We start from the raw sequence: 17,816 nt of genomic DNA, 5'->3' as shown, positions 1-17,816 counted from the left end.
ATCAATGGTGCCGCAAAATGTGGTCGATCATAACGCTGAAACCGGTCAATCCATGAATCTTCATCTGACGATCACGGACTCGTTACTGAGCAGCGTCCGGAAATATCCGGATAAGACTGCCATTGTCTTCGAGAAACGCCGTTACACCTACCGCGAATTCAACGCGCGTGTGAATCGTGCCGCCAACGCTTTGTTATCGCTGGGACTGCGGAAGGGCGATCGTATCGCCATTCTGCTGGGAAATTGCAGCGAGATGGCCGAGTTGCTTATGGCGGTCGGCAAATGCGGGATGGTGGCTGTGCCCGTGAATTTCCGCTTCAGTGCGCCCGAAATCCAGTATGTGGTGACGCAGCCGCATTGCAAGGCGTTCGTTTTTGGCGACGACTATGCAGGCCACGTAGCGCAGATTCGCAACAACCTTGTCGAGGTTCGTCACTTTGTCGCGGTCGGTGCGCCGCTGCTGGAGGGCACCCACGCTTACGAGCCATTGCTGGCCGTCAGCAGTGAGGTTGAGCCGTCGGTTGCCGTCGGCGACAATGATCCGTGGTTCATCGGCTTTACCTCGGGCACCACCGGCTTCCCCAAAGGCGCGGTGCTGACCCACGGTGCCCGCACCATGCCGGCACTGTATGCGGCCATCGAGTACGGGTTACGCGACACTGACGTCGCTCTCGTCGTGATGCCGATGTTTCACTCCAATGGCTTTGCGTTCACTCACATCGGGCTGATGCTCGGCAACACCATCGTGATCCAGCGTAATTTCGAGCCCGAGGGGGTCCTGCAGGCGATCGAGCGCCATGGGGTGAGTTACGTGTCATTGGTGCCAACCATGTATACCCGTATCCTAGCTTTGCCGAAGCAGACGCTTGACCAATACGATGTTCGCAGCATGCGGGTCTTCATTTCGTCTTCCGCACCTTTGCTGACTGAAACGAAGGAAGGCATTCTCAAGGTTTTCCCCAATGCCGAACTGAACGAATTATATGGCTCGACGGAAGCGGGCATCGTGACCAACCTGAAGCCCAGGGACCAGGCGCGCAAAACACGTTGCGTCGGGCTGCCGATTTTTGGCGTGCAAGTGCGGCTTCTCGATCCCGAAGGGAATGAGGTAGCGCCGGGCGAGGTCGGCGAACTCTATTCTTTAGGGCCGACGTTTCATGAATATGACGGTCTCCCCGATGCTACTGACCGTGCTTTTCGCGACGGCTGGTTTACTGCTGGCGATCTCGCCCGGCAGGACGACGAAGGCTATATCTACATCGTAGATCGCCGGACGGATCTCATCTTGAGCGGCGGCGAGAATATTTACCCCGCCGAGGTCGAGGACGTTCTTGCAAGCCACCCAGCCATCGCGGAACTCGCGATCATCGGCATTCCGCATCCCGTTTGGGGCGAGGCGGTTCACGCGGTGATCGTGGCACAAGGTTCGGAACGGATCACGCTGACCGACCTGGATGAATTCTGCAGAGGGCGGCTCTCCAATTACAAGCGGCCACGCTCGATCGAGCTGGTGGAAGCGCTTCCGAAAACGGCGACAGGCAAGATTCTGCGCCGTGAACTGAAAGAGGCTCGCGCTCAGACCCTGGCGGCCCGAAGCTAGGCGGGGCAGCGTCGCGGACCGGGCCGAGGCGCTCGGCGCCAATCGTATCCAGACGCATCGCGCATTTATAGGTATTAGGGGAGGACCGCATGGGGCGTTTAAACGGAAAAGTCGCGGTCATCACAGGGGCGACCAGCGGCATCGGCTTGTCAACGGCCGAAATCTTCGTCCGAGAAGGGGCTCGCGTGGTGGTTGCCGGACGCCGGGCGAGCGAAGGTCAGGCGCTCGCGCATCGGCTTGGCGATGCGTGTAGCTTCATGCAAACGGACGTTACCGTTGAGGCGCAGGTCGAAGCCCTGATCGCACACGCCATTAACGAATTCGGTCGCATCGACTGCTTGTTCAACAACGCTGGCGGACCGGCCCAAACGGGCGGGATCGCCGACCTTGACGTAAACCGCTTCGACGAAGCGATGGCCACCCTGGTGCGTAGCGCGATGATCGGCATGAAGCATGTCGCCAGCCATATGCGGCGACAAGGGTCGGGCAGCATCATCAACAATGCCAGCATCGCGGGGCGAACCGCAGGTTATTCGTCCTCCCTGGTTTACGGCGCCGCCAAAGCGGCGGTCATCCATCTGACGCGATGCGTTGCGATGGAATTGGGCGAAGACAATATTCGCGTCAACAGCATCTCTCCGGGAGCGATAGCAACGGGAATCCTGGGCAAGGCGATGGGGCTCACCGGGGAGGCTGCGGAAAAATCGGCGGCGGCGGCCGCCAAGTTATATGAAAGCGCGCAACCTATCCCCCGCGCCGGCATGTCTGATGATGTCGCACACGCCGCCGTCTTTCTGGCGAGTGACGAGTCCAGTTTCATCAATGGGCACGACCTCGTGATCGACGGTGGAGTTACGGGTGGAAAGAACTGGAGCGCGCAGCAACAAGCTTACCTATCGCTTCAGAACACTCTAGACGTGAAGCAATAGGCAGGCACCATGTTTCCGGCACCGAGAATATTGGACAGTGCTCATGTCGAAACCGGTTACCTGTATCTAGGACCTGCGACTGCTTGCCAGACGGCGAGTCCCGCGCATGTTCTACGATTACGCCGATTCAGGGTCGTGGACTGAAAGCACCTATCGCGCGAACAGCAGCGACTTCCAGGCCATCCAGCTTCGCCAGCGCATTGCGGTCGATATGACGGATCGCTCGCTCGCGAGCACGATGGTTGGGCAGCCCGTCAGCATGCCAGTGGCGCTCGCTCCAACCGGGCTGACGGGGATGCAGCACGCCGACGGTGAAATTCTGGCGGCACGAGCCGCGGCTAAAGCCGGGGTTCCCTTCACCCTATCGACCTTGAGCATTTGCTCAATCGAACACGTCGCTGCGAATACGGACCGGCCATTCTGGTTTCAAGTCTACGTGATGCGCTACCGCGCCTTCATCGATAGCCTGATCGATCGAGCGAAGCATGCAGGCTGTTCCGCGCTAGTGCTTACGTTGGACCTGCAGATCATGGGTCAAAGGCATAAGGATGTTATCAACGGATTGAGCACGCCCCCAAAAACCTACCCTGGCTAATCTCATCAATCTCGCGACCAAGCCGCGCTGGTGCTGGAATATGCTCGGAACGCACAGGCGAGGGTTCGGCAATCTCCAGGGGCACGTACGGGGGGTGGATGACATGAGTTCCCTCGCCTCCTGGATCGCCACCCAATTCGATCCCAGGTTGAGCGGGGAGAACATGAATTATTTTAGGGACAGGTGGCCGGGAAACTCATCCTCAAAGGAATCCTGGACCCCAAGGATGCGGAATATGCCGCGCGAACGGGCGTGGACGCGATCGTTGTTTCCAATCACGGGGGGCGTCAACTCGACGGCGCCCCATCCTCGATTTCAGCCCTTCCGGCGATTGTTGAAGCAGTCGGAAACAGAACGGAGATCCTGATGGACGGAGGTATTCGATCGGGTCAGGACGTGATCAAGGCGTTGGCGTTCGGCGCGAAGGGCGTGATGATCGGTCGCTCGTTCCTCTACGGGTTGGGCGCGCGGGGCGAGGAAGGGGTGACACTCGCTCTTGATATCATCAGGCGCGAGCTGGACGTGACGATGGCGCTGTGCGGGCTGCGCGACGTCTAGGCCGTCGACCGAAACATCATCGCATCCACGGGGGCGATCGGCTGGGCTTCCTCTCGGGAGGACCGCGTCAACCTCGAGTCGGATCGATAAGGAACTTCTCCCCGGTCGCCAAGCGCGCGTAAGCACGAAGTAGATCGGGCTGCAGCGCCTCCGCGAGGCCGACGGTACGCGTGTAGTGGCTGGCAAAGGTGGTGGTTAGTTCGTCCGCCACCCGCTTGCGCAGACGATCCTCAACCTGCGACCCGGCCTTGCGCAGGAAATGAAAGAGAAGCCAGCCCGATACGCTCCATTCAAAGCCGAAGGTTAGGCGATTGAGAGTCGTCGGCTTGAGATCCAGGGCACCGTAGAGGTAGAGATGCTTGAAGGTTTCCGATCCGTAGCGATTATATTCGGTCATGCGCTGCACCGAGGCTTGTTCCATCGCCTGCAGGATGTCGCTTCCCAGCATCCCCCCGCCGATCGCGTCGAAGGCGATAGTGGCGCCGGTTTGCTCGATTAGAGCTGCGAGACGAGGGGTAAAATCGTCATCAGCGCTATTCAGGACATGAACGGCACCAATCCCGCGAAGGATTTCGACCTGCGCTTGTGAACGGACGATGTTGATTAGCGGAATATTGTCAACCAGACAGATTTTTTGCAACATTTGACCGAGATTCGAAGCCGCCGCGGTATGAACGATGGCGGTGTGTCCCTCATTGCGGGCGGTCTCGACGAATCCAAGCGCTGTGAGCGGGTTGATGAACATTGAGGCCCCATCAGCGGCGGATGCGCCGTCGGGAAGCGGGATGACGTCCCGGCTGCTGAGCCGTCGATAATCGGCGTACATAGCTCCCCCAAACATCCCTACCCGCCTGCCTTCGAGGCCAGCGGCACCGGGGCCCGCTGCTACAACGGTTCCCGCACCCTCATTGCCGATCGGTAGAGATTGACCGAGCCTGCCCCGAACGCTCGCAAGCCTCACTGCGGGCACCGAGCAAGAGAGAAGAGGCGCATCCGCTGTCCCTAGTTGCGTAAAGGACGCCAGATCTGCGGGGCCGCGCAAAAGCGCGAGATCGCTTGGATTGATTGGGCTGGCCTCCACGCGTACGATAATCTCGTCTTCGCGGGGGTCGGGAATTTCGACCTGTTCGAGCGAAACGGTCATCGTCCCGTCCTGTTCGATCCGAGATCGCATCTCGCGCCCAAATCCAAACATGGCAGCGTCCTTCAAAAAGCCGGAGTGTCCGTGAGATGCTACTCTCACTACATTGACTTTGGAGTCATTTGATAGAATAAGCTAGTCACTATCGTGCTATCATATAGATTCACGGAGGAGGATGTGATGGGCTTGGTCAGGCTAATTCCCGATGCAAGGTTTGGCTGAGAGCGCGGTTTTCGAACAGGCGATCTACCCCTCCGAAAGAGTCTAGCTCGACGCGATCTCGTCGAAGCTACTAGCGAGCATCCAAGGGACATTCATGGCGATAACCCGGAACGACACGATCCTCACGCCGGAGGTGATCGAGACTTACACCGAAGCCGGCTATTGGACAGATACCACGCTTGCCGACATCTTCCGGCGGAATGCCCACGAAACCCCGGACAAGACCGCCTTCATTGATGCTCGGCTGCAGGTGACGTGGGGCGAGCTTTGGCGGATCAGTGGGGAAGTTGCCTCAGGGCTTTCCCGCCTTGGGGTCGGGCGGGGCGACGTCGTCGCCGTTCAACTTCCGAACCGCGTCGAATTCGTTTACATCTTGGGCGCCGTAGTACGCCTTGGCGCGGTGATCTGCCAGTTTCCGCCGGATTACCGTGCACGCGAGATCGAATTCATCCTCCAGTTCTCCGACGCGCACACCGTGATAGTACCGGACCAGTTCCGGAATTTCGATCACGTCGCGATGATCGACGGCATGCGGGAGCGCCTCCCGCATCTGGTCAATACAATCGCTGTCGTCACGGGCGAAGCCGTGGCCGCGGTGGACGCCAGCCCTTGGGTCACGCTTGATCAGGTTCGCCATGACATCGATCCTGCTGACCCGGCGCCCGACCGGCCCAATGATGCAAACGACGTCATGCGCATCGCCTTCACTTCCGGCACGACCGGCGAGCCAAAGGCGGTGATCCACACCGGCAACACCACCTTGTTTGGCCATGAGCGCGAAAATAACGGGCAGGTGTTCGACAGCGATTCCACGGTTCTCGTGCTACTGCCTGTGGGCATGAACGCCGGTTTCAGCCTGGTGATTCAGGCCGCGATCGCTGGCGCGCGAGCCGTCCTGATGGAGCGGTTCAATCCAACAGCGACGCTGGAGCTCGTCGAGAAATATAGAGTCACGTCGTTTATCGCGGCGCCGGCCGCCCTCATCGCGATCTTGGCCGACGAAAGTCTCGACCTGAGGGACCTGTCGTCCTTGCGGTTGGTGTATACGGGAGGATCATCGACGCCGATGAAGGTGCTCAGAGAGGCCAATGAGCGGCTTGGCTGCCCGGTTGTCGACCTGTACGGCATGCTCGAAACAGGCGTCACTTCATGTACGGCCCCCGACGAACCCTATGAGCAATGGGTAGGTACGGTCGGGCGGCCCTATCCATGGATGCAGGTACGAATCCTCGATGACGAGGACAAGGATGTGCCCGTCGGCGTCGAGGGTGAGATCGTGAAGACTGGGCCGTCGATCATGGTCGGCTATTACCGAAACCCGGAGAAGAACAAGGAGAGTTGGACCGCCGATGGCTGGTTCCGATCTGGCGACCGCGGCTATATCGATGAGGCCGGCAGGCTGACAATATCGGGCCGCTCCAAGGACATGATTATCCATGGTGGCCGCAACATATGGCCGCGAGAACTCGAGGAAGTGCTCTCCCGGCATCCCGCCGTCGCCAATGTCGCGGTGGTGGGAGTTAACGACGACCGCTCGGGCGAGAATGTCTGCGCCTGCATCATTCCGCGACCCGGTTTCACGCTGACGCTGGAGGAAGTTATCGCGTTCATGTCGGCCGACGTCGCCAAGTACAAATTGCCGCAGTACCTCGAGTTGTTCGACACCTTTCCTCTGGGATCGACAGGAAAGGTCCTGAAGCGCGAGCTGGCCGATGAGGTGGAAAGGCGCCTGACCGCAGCAAGGCCCAGCGGGGCACTACAATGAAAACAGATCGGCAACACCCGCACGAAACGGGTCATCCCTGCTGCGACATGACCGAACCCTGGACACCTTTCCAGCGAATAATCGGGAGTGTCGATGCGTCCGTACTGCCTCCGGCATTTTATAACGAAAGGGTTCCCGCATGACCGCCATGCCGCCGCGTCTGCTCGATTTTCATTCCCATTGGGGCACGGAGCGCGGCTGGAAGGGAAGCCCGTTCGAATCCGCGGAGGCGCGAGAGGCCGTACGTGCCTACTTCAAATGGGACATGAGCTTCGTTAGCGAGCAGGAGCAGGCCGCTCAATTCCGTCGCGCGAATGTCAAGGCGATGCTCGATCTCGCCTATACCTACAAGATGGATGTGGGCGCGATGCGCGATCAGCATAATTATGCGTTCGACTATGCTCGCCAGCACCCCGACGTCGTCCTCGGCAACTGGATCGGTATCGATCCGACCAAGCCCGGTCACGTCAAGGAACTCGAACGCTGCCTCAGCGAGGGGCCGGGACTGATTGGGATGGGACTCCATCCATTCTGCGCGGCGGGCCTGCCGGACGAGCCGGGGTGGGCGAGCGCCATCAATTTGTGCATCGAGGCCAACCGTCCGGTCCTCATGCTTGCGGGCATGTCGGCGGGCGGTGCCGGCACACGTGGAGGCGGCGGTCTCAAGCTCGAGGACTGCCATCCGCGCTACATCGATCGAATCGCGGCTCGCTATCCCGACTTGAACGTCATCGCAGCCCGAGTGGCGTGGCCCTGGCAATCGGAAATGATTGCCATCGCTTTGCACAAAGGCAATGTATGGATGGAGCTCCACGGTTGGTCGCCTCGCTACTTCTCCGACGAACTCAAGCGCGAGATCAGCAAACGGCTTCGTAAGAAGACATTCTTCGCAGCCGATTACCCGATGCTCACCCACGAACGCCTTGTAAAAGAGTGGCGGGAGGAAGGCTTCGAGTCCGACGTTCTCGACGATGTGTTCTCCGGCAACGGGGAAAGGTTCCTCACATCCCTCGGTGTCATCTAATGGGGTTTTTCGAAACTCCGGCGATCAGCTGTACCACACTGCCGCGGGCGAGTTTCCAATTAATCTCATGCCGGACACTGATACAGTTGGGGCCTCTGATCGCCGTCCCGCGATTTGTAAATATTAGGCGGTGTGGCGTGATGGCCATGCTCACCCGTCGGGCGGAGCGAGGCTTCGCCAGTAAAATGCGGCTTTTGCAATTCCAATTCGTCTGGAGACTTTTATGACAAAATTTGCTGTCGTTGGCGCGACCGGGAGAACGGGCGCTCGGCTCACGCGCAAGCTACTGAGCGAGGGACACCAGGTAAGAGCCCTCTCTAGGGGCGGCGCAGCCCTAGACGAACTGGCAGAAATTGGTGCAGAACCATTTCTGGGCAGCTTTGACACAGGCACCGGTGAACTTGATAAGTTCTTCGACGATGTCGACGCTGCTTTCCTGATGGTCAAGTCCGACTGGAATAATCCTACCGGGCACTATCCAGTGGTCTCCCAGCGCTTTGTCGATGCGCTCAGCCAATCTCCCGTCAAACTGGCAGTCAGTCTATCGGCTTTCGGAGCCGAGGTTAATGGCAAGACCGGCCATTCCGAATGCTTCTATATTCTCGAGCAGAAGTTGAACGAACTTAACAATATAGACCTCGTTCACGTGCGGGCGGCTTGGTTCATGGAAAACACCGCAGCTTGGACCCAGTCGGTCGCAAAGTATGGCCGGATGGCTTGGTTCTACAAGCCGGATCTCAAGATGCCATGGGTCGCAACAAATGATATTGCTGATCTTGCGGCAGTAGAGCTGACCCAGCCAACAGGCGAACACCGTGTAATCCGTGAAGCCGGCTCAGAAGACCTCACCATGGACGAGCTGGCGGCGATGATTGGGCGAGAGATCGGCCGACCGGTTGAGTATCGTTGCATCGATAGATCGCGCAAGGACATAGAAACCGAATTTCTGAAACGCTTCGGGACGGCCGAAAGGTGGCTCGACGACAATCAGAGCGCCGACGCTTTCAACAACGGAGTTGTTCATTTTCATAGCGATGGCCCGCCCGTGCGTCCTCTGTTGCCGACTAAAATGGAAGACTTCATCAGAGACGTTTGGAAGCCGCGTTATCAGGAGCTGGTCGCTTCTGGACGCGAAGAGGCCGACTCATTTTATACTTGGGGTGCCAGAGATTAGGAGGCTTGCGCGCGCGGCGGCGTGCAGACGGAATTATGTAGATTGGACCTGGGCTCAGGGAGATTTTCTACCTCCCGCCCCCAGGCGATATGCCTTATCTGGCATTCGCCGATTCGCCGATTCGCCGCCGCTGCACAGCAGCTATTTCGAGGTGGATTGTCTTCAACGCATTCGAGGAAATCGTTTACGTGGGCCTTGCCCGTTACTGTGGACATTCCTTCCCCGCGAGCAGGTTGTTGTCGAACTACTGAAAAATCGTTGGTATTCGGCGCGAAAATCGCTCTCCAGATCAGCTATCAAGGCGAGCGGATCTGCGATTGCACGACAGGCGAGCATCCGCGCTACTGAAAGGTCTGCGTGTCGCCAGCACGGTGCCGATTCCGGTCAATGATGAAAGGACGACCATGACGCTTTATGCCCTCGGCAATCTTGTGCCAACGCTGCCTGCTGACGGCTCAGCTTGGATCGCGCCATCGGCCGATGTTATCGGCGATGTGCGGTTAGGCGGGGACGTGAGCGTCTGGTTCCGTGCAGTCATCCGCGCAGACAATACCTCGATCGGCATCGGCGACCGCACGAATGTTCAGGAGGGTGCAATGCTGCATTCGGACGTAGGCAGCCCCCTTGTGATCGGCGCCGACTGTACGATCGGTCACCACGCGATCCTGCATGGCTGCACGATCGGTGACCGCGTACTGGTCGGACTTGGCGCGCGGGTGCTCAATGACGCGGTGATCGGCGACGACTGCCTAATCGGCGCAGGCGCACTCATCACAGAGGGTAAAAGGTTCCCGCCTGGTAGCTTGATCGTCGGATCGCCCGCAAAGGCCGTTCGATCGTTGTCATCCGAAGAAATCGGTAAGCTCGCCCCTGCGGGGGCGGCCCACTATGTCGATCGCCAGCGCCATTTTGCGCGCGAACTACACCCGTGCGAAATTCTCTAGCTCTGCAAAGCACTACCTTGGTCAGCCTATAACCGTTCCCAGACGGCTGCTATTCTCTGGCCGCCGCCAATGCATATAGTGGTCAATCCAAATCTGCCCTGCACCCGCTGCAGCTCATACATGAGTTTTGTGGTGACGATTGCGCCGGTTGCTCCAACCGGGTGGCCAAGCGAGATCCCGCTCCCATTGGGATTCACCTTCGCGGAATCGAAGCCAAGCTCCCTCGCAACCGCGCAAGCCTGTGCTGCAAAGGCTTCGTTGAACTCGATGACATCGAGATCTTCGACGGTAAGGTTGGCTCGGGCAAGCGCACTACGGGTCGCGGGAACCGGACCGATGCCCATGTAGGCTGGCTCGACGCCTGCATGTCCATAGGCCACCAGCCGGGCAATAGGCTTGAGGGAATGAGCCTTAACCGCTGCCTCACTTGCTAGGATAAATGCTGCGGCTCCATCGTTGATGCCGGACGCGTTGCCGGCGGTTACCGTACCGCCCTTCTGAAAGACTGGCCTCAGCTTGGCGAAATCTAGCGCAGTCGCGTCACCATGAACGAATTCGTCGGTGTCGAAAGACAGGGGCTTGCGCCGCGCGGACACCTCGACGGGAACGATCTGATCTTTAAAATAGCCCTGCGCGATCGCATTGGCCGCTCGTCTTTGGCTTTCGAAAGCGAGCGCATCCTGGTCGTCTCGCGAAACACCTTAGCGTATCGCGACATTCTCTGCGGTTACGCCCATGTGGATCGCCTGGAACGGATCGCTGAGCGCGCCGGTTGGCTGCGGGCTGTTCGAATAGTGGCGTTGGAGTCCATGCCCACTCGTGACAGTCGACGGCACGACCGCGATACTTATCGAGTACGGCAGCCAAGCTCTTCATATCAGCTTGGAACATTGGTCCACTGCGCCCGTGGCTAACGCCGTAGCCGCGAACGCGGATCCTATCGACGTCGCGCGGACGGTAAGCGATCTCATCACCCCGCCGCAAGACATGGCCGCCCCCTTAGGCATGCTCTCACCAGGCATCCAAATCACCCTTGCTCAGAAGACCGCGGCGTCCAGCGCCATAATCGACTCGTCGCCTGCTGCGGTGCTTGCTGCCAGCCCCTGAACTTGCGGCAAGACGCGTTGGACAAAGAAGTCAGCCACCGCGCGCTTTTCTTGGTACAGAGAACTCTCGCTCCGGGCGGCCGCGGCCATGCGCGTCCACATCCATCCGATTGCCACCAGCGCGAAGAACCGCAGATAGTCCACAGCTGCGGCGCCAGCCGCGCCTCCGCTCGCTCCGCGCAGCGTGGCTGTCACGTCGCGCAGCAGAGCGAGTGCTACCTGCCTTCTCTCCGCAACTGGCAGCCCCTGCGCCTGATCGAGATCCGATGCGACTAAGGCGAAATAGTCTTCAACCACCGTGCCGCCACCCAGGGCCAGGTTCCGTCCGACTAGATCCATCGCCGGCACGCCGTTGGTACCCGGTGGGTGTCAGCGTATCGCGTAGGTCCGGAAGCGCACGGTCGCACAACGAATCGCGTTGCGCCGGAGTCGCCCCTGCGGAGTCGCTTGTTGGTGACATCGCCATCGTGAATTCCGCGAACACCAATAGAATGTGACTTTGAAGTCATTAAACTGAACCGTTATTGACCTTGCTCACTTCGTGCCCTACTCCCCTATTCGGAAGACGGCACAAACGACCTCTGGGGAGACGATGATGGATTTGAAGCTGAGGGGAAAAGCGGCAGTCGTTAATGGTGCTAGCCAAGGCATCGGCTTCGCGATTGCGCGTTCCCTTGCGGCAGAGGGCGTCGACGTACTTATCAGCGCGCGGAAGGAAGATGCGCTTAGCAAGGCGGCTGAGCAAATAAACGCCGAGACCGGTCAGGCTGTTCGAACCGTTGTTGGCGACATCCGCATGCTGGATGGGTGCGACAATATCATTGCCGCCGTCCGTGAAAGGGGCGGCGTTGACATTTTGATCAATAATGACGGCGCGCCGCCGCTCGGGAATGCGCTGGATTTCGACGACCTGCGCTGGACCCGGGCATTCGAACAGAATCTATTGAGTGTTGTTCGAATGATCAGAGGTGTCGCGCCGATGATGGAAAGCCGTGGAGGCGGCAGCATTCTTAATATTACCGCGCTGACCGCTATTCAGCCCTTGGCAAGCTTTGGCCTGTCTGTTTCCACTTGGGCGGGCGTGGTGGGTCTTGCCAAAACGCTCTCTCACGAACTCGGGCCCAAAGGTATCCGGATCAATACGCTGTGCCCCGGCCTCTTCGAGACTCCGCGGTTGGAGCTTGCAGGTGGTCCGTCGGCCGCCGAATATCATGAAGCGGCCAAAATGATCCCGCTCGGCCGTAAAGGCGATGTTGCGGAAATTGCTGCTGTCGCGACATTCTTCTCTTCGCCCCTCGCGTCATACGTCACGGGGACGACGCTTGCGGTGGACGGCGGGATGAACAAGAGCCTGTTGTAGTTACCGAAAGCTCTCGTGGCACCAATCTGTCGAGCGTCTCGCGCCAGTTGAGCATATTCCGACAGCGCTGGACGAACTATTCGGGCCAAGCCGCCCCGCGGAGGAAACATGGGTCAGGTAGACGGGAAAGTTGCATTCGTGACGGGAGCCGCTTCGGGAATCGGCGCAGCCTGTGCCTCCACCTTGGCGAAAGCGGGTGCTCGGGTCATCGCGACTGATATTGACGACATTCTCGGACAAAGCTTGGTCGACCGGATCAGAAGTGATGGCGGCGAAGCGATCTACCTGCACCAAGATGTGACGGACGAAGGTTGCTGGCGGGATTTGGTCGCCGACATTGAGAAACGATATGGCGGCCTTGACATCCTCGTGGCCAACGCCGGAATAGCCATTCGATCGGTTTCGATCGTGGACATGAGCCTTGTCGACTGGCGTCGCCAAACTGCCATCAATCTTGATGGCGTGTTTCTTTCCGTCAAATATTGCCTCCCTTTGATGCGTCGCACGGGGCCGGGTTCAATCATTATGATGTCCTCCGCGGCAGGTCTCCGTGGGTCGGCCAATCTTGCGGGATACAGCGCAACCAAGGGCGCCGTGCGTCTATTCGCGAAGTCGATTGCCATGGAATGTGCCCAGGCGGCGGACGGTATCCGCGTCAACTCGGTACATCCCGGTTTCGTCGACACGCCAATCTGGGAAAAGCTTTCCGCTGAGCAGGGTGGGCAAGAGATCGCTGTGGCCATGCTGGCGGATGAAGCGTTGCGGGCAGTGGTACCGCTCGGCAGGGCAGGACGGCCCGACGAGATTGCCGACGGGGTGCTGTTCCTCGCCTCGGACGCTTCGAGTTATATGACGGGAACCGAACTGGTTATCGACGGCGGCATCATAACGGGCACGGGTGCGCGTGCGTCGGCGAAGTGAAATTGCGCGAGAGGACGGAACTCTCCATCGATCACACCAGGGGCTGCTTCGGATGGTGTTCCACTAACGAAGCCTGCCCACGGTGTCCGAAGTTCTGAGGGAGCTGTAATGATCGGTTATGTCACGATCGGATCTGATGATCTCGTTGCTTCCCGCCTCTTCTACGACGCGATCCTGCAACCTCTCGGCGGCAGAGCGATCGTAGCCGCGCCCAAAATGATATTCTACGCACTCGACGGTGGAGCCACGATGCTGGCGATAGCCGCCCCCTACGACAAGGGCGCCGTCACTAACGGTAATGGCTCGATGTTTGGCATACCCGCACTGACGAAGCGTCTTGTTGATGCAGTTTACGGTATTGCCATGAGGAACGGGTCGGTCGACGAAGGCGGACCCGGCTACCGAACGCCGGAGATGTACATCGCCTATTTCCGCGACCCTTTCGGTAACAAGCTCGCAATTTACAACGTGCCGTCGGTGGCGGAGTTCGCCAAGGGTGCCGAGAAACTGGTTGAGAAGATGACCGCTTCTTCCTTCGCTGGATAACCGGTCGGCACCGGTATTCAGATCAGATCATTGTCCCACCTGATGCGCTTGGCGGACAGCAGCGGCTGCGAGTTGATATAGATGCTCACCGCCGTCCGGACCGCCAATCAGCTTGCGCAACTCCAAGCTCACAACACCATGCATCGCCGCCCACAATAGATAGGTTATTCGTCCGGCCTCCGCAGCCTGCGCCGGCGACATGCAGAGCCGGACTGTGTCGCGCAGTGTTTCAAAGCTCGTCCATGCTTGCTTGCGGCTCTCGATCGGTGCTTCCCATGCGCGCCCTAGATCGCCGAACATGACATTGTAGAGCGCGGGTTCGCTCAACGCGAAAGTGCGGTAGGCGCACACCATCTTGTCCAACCGCAGGACCGGATCGCTCTCTTCGTTCTGCGCTTTGAACGCCTCCGTGAGGCCAGCAAAGCTGTGCAGATACAAGGCCTCGAGCAATCCGTCCTTGCCGCCGAAATGGGTGTAGATCATCTTCGTAGATGCGTTGACTCTCTCGGCCACGCGGCGGACCGTCAGCGCCGACGGTCCTTCTTCAGTCAGCACCACGGCGGCCGCCTTGAGCAATAAGGCGCGGGTATCCGTCTCCATTGCCATCCGGGCCGCACGCACGTCGCCGAGAATCGAAGCGTCGCAGGTGCTCATTACTGGGTCGGCTCGCTATCAAGCAGTCCAATAAGGCGCTCGCGGATCAGCGTGCTCGCTTCGGCCATGATCCGCTCGATCAAAACCGCCACAGCAGGGATATCATGAATCAATCCGACGACCATTCCGCAACTCCATGCCCCGGCGTCCATGTTTCCGTCGATCATTACCTTGGGATATACGCCCGCCACCTGATCGTGGATGTCGGCGATCGTCAGGCTGTCTCCCCTCTCTCTTTCGATCTCGATAAGTCGCGCGACATTGGCGTTGTTGAGCACGCGTTCGGTGTTGCGCAACGATCGCATGATGAGGCGCGTATCGGTTTCAGTCGCTTCCAGAAGGGCCTGCTTGACGTTCGCATGGACAGGCGCCTCCAGCGTCGCGAGGAACCGCGTACCCATATTGATGCCTTCGGCGCCCAACGCAAGCGCAGCGACGAGGCTGCGCCCATCGGCCATTCCCCCCGAAGCAACGAACGGAATGCGCAGCCGATCGGCCGCAATGGGCTGCAGGATCATGTTGGGGATATCGTCTTCGCCGGGGTGGCCTCCGCATTCGAAACCATCGACGCTCACCGCGTCGCAACCGATCGATTCAGCCTTCAGCGCATGGCGAACGGAGGTACATTTATGGATCACCGTCATGCCAGCCTCTTTGAGGGCGGGCATATAGGCTTCTGGACTCCGGCCGGCGGTCTCGACGATCCGAACGCCGCCTTCGGCGATCGCTTGAATATATTCTGGATAAGGGGGCGTACTGAACGTCGGCAGAAAAGTGAGGTTCACGCCGAACGGCCTGTCGGTCATATCACGACAGCGCGCGATTTCGCGGGCCAAGAGCTCGGGGGTCCGCTGCGTGAGGCCGGTAATGACCCCCAAGCCGCCCGCGTTGGAGACGGCAGCCGCCAATTCCGCAAGTCCAACGAAATGCATGCCGCCTTGCATGATTGGATGCTCAATACCGAACAATTGCGTTATTCGTGTTCGCACAGTGGCCCCTTCTATCATTCGAGAAACATCGTTGCCCAAGGTAACATTGTTTCCAGAGTTGGCATAGGGATTTCGAAGACGACGTAGATCGTCGGCACAGACAAGTGGTGACGGAGAACCGTGCTCGGGTGAGCGAAGCGTTGAGCGTTGCTTCTTAAAATCGAGAGCGGCTGAAGGGATGAAGACCATCGACAGCAAGCTCACGCCAGAAGGATGATGGACGTTGGCGTAAACGGTTCGTCTTGGTTCATCCACAGGTGACCGCATCGGACCGTGCGTATCCGGTTTCAAAACCCGGATGGAAGCCCGGACGGGGCACCTTATCCGGCTAAAAAGACCAATAAATACAACGAGATGTGCTGGAGCGGGAGGACGTAGGTCGGACGAAAAGGACCTTCCGCTCGCTCTGTAACGCTAATTCGGGAGCAATCGCCGACCTGGCGTCATGGCATGACGAGGTCGACGTGGCTTACCTTCAGCGCGGTAGCAAGTTCATGGAGTGTGACTATCGTCGGGTTGCGGTTCCCGCGCTCGAGCCCGCTAAGGTACTGCTGGCTCAGTCCAGACAGCTCAGCAAGCCGCTCCTGAGTCAGACCTTTTTCACGACGTATTCGCGCCACGTTCGTCGCCACGAGTTTGCGCATGTCCATGCACAAATAACTGCCGACCCGGGCCGGTTAAGTTTATCAACTATAATATGTAAACGGCTTTCGAGGTTATTGCACTATGCCACTGATAAAGGTTTTTTCTACGACGGTGTCGATTTGCGGCTTGATGGTGGTCTGCGCTCCAACATGGGGGCAAGATTCGATACCGGCCAGCGTTCAAGCGCTGGCTGACGGCTATGCCGCCCTCGGTCAGACGATCATGGACAACGAACTGCCCGATTTCCCCCAGTTCTCGATTCAAAAATGTGCGAGCAACATATTCGAAAAGGCGTGATCAAAGCCAGGACCGGCTGACTTTCTGTGGTGAGATAAACGCCAAGAGCAGGGCCGGAGGATACGAGGGCTGGAGACATTTCGCCGTGCTGCCTGCAAGTGACGATAGACCAGTAGCTGTCGACACTCTCGTTATTCTTGAAGGCCCCGGTGTTTTGGGGGAAGCCGTGGAGCCGTTCTGTCTCGACGGAACTCAGAACTGGCTGCCTAAGGACTATACTCGAGATTTCTCTCCCGCCGGCTCGATCGAGCCCCGATGATCAATCTGCTGCGGACGGAACCGTCTGGCGGGACGTTTCAGCCGCATTGGATCTTCTGATAAAATGATCAGCCCGAACCAATTAGTTTGTTCAGGGCGACGCTTGGGGTCTCAGCTTATCTCGTCGCGCCTATGTCGTCTTGGCCGACGGCAAAGCCGGTCGTGGGTTAGCGGAGGCCCCCTTCTGATGAGGGCAGCACATTGCTGTCCAGGAAGGCGACCCCATGGCCAAGACGATCACAGACCCTGAGATGCTCGCGTACCGGGCGAATGCCGAAGCAGACCCGGCCCGCGGGAAGGAGCGGTATGGTGCGCGGGTTGCTCCGCGTCTCGCCGGGCCCTCGGTAAGCCACATGCTGCCCTAGTCATACCGTTCAATCTCCTTTTAGGAGTGAGGGGTTGACTGATAAAAGGACCCTTGGCGATTGTGCTATGACGGCAGAAGCCCTGCCTTTCGATAAGCACTGACTAGGCTATCGAACACCCCTATGTCGGATCGGCTTCTGGCCATCAGTTGCGCCCCCGCGATCGAGGCGAAGATCGCTTGAGCTCTTCCGTGCGCTGCGCCATCCGTGTCCGCAATTCCCGCCGCTACGAGCATTCGAGCAAGCCACGCGACGTTGATGTCGGTAAACGTCTGAACCTCTTGCATGACTGACGCCGGCAAATCGTCATGCTCAGCCGACATAAAACTGCCGAGGCAGAGGCGGTTGTCGCTCTCTAACGATCGACGGAACATCTCCGGGTAACGCCGTAGCGACGCCACCGGATCTCTCTCCACTGTCGAGATAAGCTCTAGATTGGCCGCCGCGTCTTCCCAATAGCGCCGGGCGACCGCAGCCCCCAATTCTGCCTTGCTAGGGAAATGATTGTAGATGCTGGCAGGCTTGATCCCCACACTGGTTGCCAGTTCGCGGAAATTCATGCCGCTATAGCCGTGCGCCTGCGCGATTCGCCGCGCCTCCGTCAAGATTGCCTCTTTTGTGCTCATAGCCGCCATAACCAGTCCCTTCTTGCTTACGGTCGTTAGTTAGTGCTTGACGTAGCAAAATGGAAGCCCTAATCGCTGAGATACTAACGAACGACAG

General features: G+C 58.8%; 18 protein-coding genes and 1 pseudogene. 12 read left to right on the top strand and 7 right to left on the bottom strand.

Going from position 1 to position 17,816, the window contains the following annotated elements; genetic code table 11:
* Nucleotides 1-4: 4 nt before the first annotated feature.
* The 4 genes from ASE00_RS11000 to ASE00_RS24320 all read left to right on the top strand — a co-directional run bounded on the left by ASE00_RS11000 (nucleotide 5) and on the right by ASE00_RS24320 (nucleotide 3,682).
* A complete protein-coding gene (locus tag ASE00_RS11000) occupies nucleotides 5-1,600 on the top strand; it encodes a class I adenylate-forming enzyme family protein (protein WP_056380162.1) in 1,596 nt (531 codons plus the stop codon).
* A gap of 89 nt (nucleotides 1,601-1,689) precedes the next feature.
* Nucleotides 1,690-2,529, top strand: coding sequence for an SDR family NAD(P)-dependent oxidoreductase (locus ASE00_RS10995; RefSeq protein WP_056380160.1), 840 nt, complete (start codon nucleotides 1,690-1,692; stop codon nucleotides 2,527-2,529).
* A gap of 73 nt (nucleotides 2,530-2,602) precedes the next feature.
* Nucleotides 2,603-3,124, top strand: coding sequence for an alpha-hydroxy acid oxidase (locus ASE00_RS24325; RefSeq protein ID WP_321164031.1), 522 nt, complete (start codon nucleotides 2,603-2,605; stop codon nucleotides 3,122-3,124).
* A 183-nt stretch (nucleotides 3,125-3,307) separates the two neighbouring features.
* Entirely contained in the window at nucleotides 3,308-3,682 is a 375-nt protein-coding gene (locus ASE00_RS24320) for an alpha-hydroxy-acid oxidizing protein (RefSeq protein ID WP_321164018.1), read from the top strand.
* Between the two features lie 67 nt (nucleotides 3,683-3,749).
* On the opposite strand, the gene ASE00_RS10985 is transcribed toward ASE00_RS24320, so the two are convergent.
* Nucleotides 3,750-4,826 carry a zinc-binding dehydrogenase gene (locus ASE00_RS10985; protein WP_235538629.1) on the bottom strand — a complete coding sequence of 359 codons (1,077 nt, stop codon included), beginning with the start codon at nucleotides 4,824-4,826 and terminating at the stop codon, nucleotides 3,750-3,752.
* 313 nt (nucleotides 4,827-5,139) lie between these two features.
* Between ASE00_RS10985 and ASE00_RS10980 the strand changes: the two genes are divergently transcribed.
* The 4 genes from ASE00_RS10980 (at nucleotide 5,140) to ASE00_RS10965 (ending at nucleotide 9,952) form a co-directional block, all read left to right on the top strand.
* Nucleotides 5,140-6,810, top strand: coding sequence for a class I adenylate-forming enzyme family protein (locus tag ASE00_RS10980; protein ID WP_056380156.1), 1,671 nt, complete (start codon nucleotides 5,140-5,142; stop codon nucleotides 6,808-6,810).
* Between the two features lie 139 nt (nucleotides 6,811-6,949).
* Nucleotides 6,950-7,834: an amidohydrolase family protein gene (locus ASE00_RS10975; protein ID WP_056380154.1), complete on the top strand. Its 885-nt coding sequence runs from the start codon at nucleotides 6,950-6,952 to the stop codon at nucleotides 7,832-7,834.
* Between the two features lie 223 nt (nucleotides 7,835-8,057).
* Nucleotides 8,058-9,008 (top strand): NmrA family NAD(P)-binding protein, encoded by a 951-nt coding sequence (locus ASE00_RS10970; protein ID WP_056380152.1) that lies wholly within the window; start codon nucleotides 8,058-8,060, stop codon nucleotides 9,006-9,008.
* Between the two features lie 404 nt (nucleotides 9,009-9,412).
* Nucleotides 9,413-9,952, top strand: a complete 540-nt coding sequence (locus ASE00_RS10965) for a gamma carbonic anhydrase family protein (RefSeq protein ID WP_056381584.1) — start codon at nucleotides 9,413-9,415, stop codon at nucleotides 9,950-9,952.
* Nucleotides 9,953-9,978: 26 nt separating this feature from the next.
* Here the strand turns inward: ASE00_RS10965 and ASE00_RS10960 are convergent.
* Both ASE00_RS10960 and ASE00_RS10955 read right to left on the bottom strand, forming a co-directional pair.
* Nucleotides 9,979-10,722: pseudogene (locus ASE00_RS10960) on the bottom strand (acetyl-CoA C-acyltransferase); the annotation flags it as partial.
* A 267-nt stretch (nucleotides 10,723-10,989) separates the two neighbouring features.
* A complete protein-coding gene (locus ASE00_RS10955; protein ID WP_082594728.1) occupies nucleotides 10,990-11,397 on the bottom strand; it encodes an acyl-CoA dehydrogenase C-terminal domain-containing protein in 408 nt (135 codons plus the stop codon).
* A gap of 256 nt (nucleotides 11,398-11,653) precedes the next feature.
* Between ASE00_RS10955 and ASE00_RS10950 the strand changes: the two genes are divergently transcribed.
* From ASE00_RS10950 to ASE00_RS10940, 3 genes are all read left to right on the top strand, one after another.
* Entirely contained in the window at nucleotides 11,654-12,418 is a 765-nt protein-coding gene (locus ASE00_RS10950) for an SDR family NAD(P)-dependent oxidoreductase (RefSeq protein WP_162256443.1), read from the top strand.
* 108 nt (nucleotides 12,419-12,526) lie between these two features.
* The gene (locus ASE00_RS10945) at nucleotides 12,527-13,339 is read left to right on the top strand and encodes an SDR family NAD(P)-dependent oxidoreductase (RefSeq protein ID WP_056380148.1); all 813 of its coding nucleotides are present in this window, start codon (nucleotides 12,527-12,529) and stop codon (nucleotides 13,337-13,339) included.
* 108 nt (nucleotides 13,340-13,447) lie between these two features.
* Nucleotides 13,448-13,885 (top strand): VOC family protein, encoded by a 438-nt coding sequence (locus tag ASE00_RS10940; RefSeq protein ID WP_056380146.1) that lies wholly within the window; start codon nucleotides 13,448-13,450, stop codon nucleotides 13,883-13,885.
* A 27-nt stretch (nucleotides 13,886-13,912) separates the two neighbouring features.
* On the opposite strand, the gene ASE00_RS10935 is transcribed toward ASE00_RS10940, so the two are convergent.
* The 3 genes from ASE00_RS10935 to ASE00_RS10925 form a co-directional block, all read right to left on the bottom strand.
* Complete coding sequence (locus ASE00_RS10935) at nucleotides 13,913-14,539, bottom strand: TetR/AcrR family transcriptional regulator (RefSeq protein WP_056380144.1); 627 nt, start codon at nucleotides 14,537-14,539, stop codon at nucleotides 13,913-13,915.
* On the bottom strand, nucleotides 14,539-15,528 hold the full coding sequence (locus ASE00_RS10930; RefSeq protein ID WP_056381582.1) for an NAD(P)H-dependent flavin oxidoreductase: 990 nt from the start codon (nucleotides 15,526-15,528) through the stop codon (nucleotides 14,539-14,541). The genes ASE00_RS10935 and ASE00_RS10930 overlap by 1 nt, the downstream gene beginning before the upstream one ends.
* A gap of 443 nt (nucleotides 15,529-15,971) precedes the next feature.
* Nucleotides 15,972-16,178: a helix-turn-helix domain-containing protein gene (locus tag ASE00_RS10925; protein ID WP_056380142.1), complete on the bottom strand. Its 207-nt coding sequence runs from the start codon at nucleotides 16,176-16,178 to the stop codon at nucleotides 15,972-15,974.
* A gap of 76 nt (nucleotides 16,179-16,254) precedes the next feature.
* On the opposite strand from ASE00_RS10925, the gene ASE00_RS10920 reads away from it, so the two are divergent.
* Nucleotides 16,255-16,470, top strand: coding sequence for a hypothetical protein (locus ASE00_RS10920; RefSeq protein ID WP_056380140.1), 216 nt, complete (start codon nucleotides 16,255-16,257; stop codon nucleotides 16,468-16,470).
* A 688-nt stretch (nucleotides 16,471-17,158) separates the two neighbouring features.
* Here the strand turns inward: ASE00_RS10920 and ASE00_RS10915 are convergent.
* A complete protein-coding gene (locus tag ASE00_RS10915) occupies nucleotides 17,159-17,719 on the bottom strand; it encodes a TetR/AcrR family transcriptional regulator (protein ID WP_082594631.1) in 561 nt (186 codons plus the stop codon).
* Between the last annotated feature and the right edge of the window lie 97 nt (nucleotides 17,720-17,816).

It is taken from the genome of Sphingomonas sp. Root710 (assembly GCF_001429065.1).
Lineage (GTDB): Bacteria > Pseudomonadota > Alphaproteobacteria > Sphingomonadales > Sphingomonadaceae > Rhizorhabdus.
Note: the sequence above shows the minus strand (reverse complement) of the source record. Positions and strands in the feature narration are given on the sequence as shown.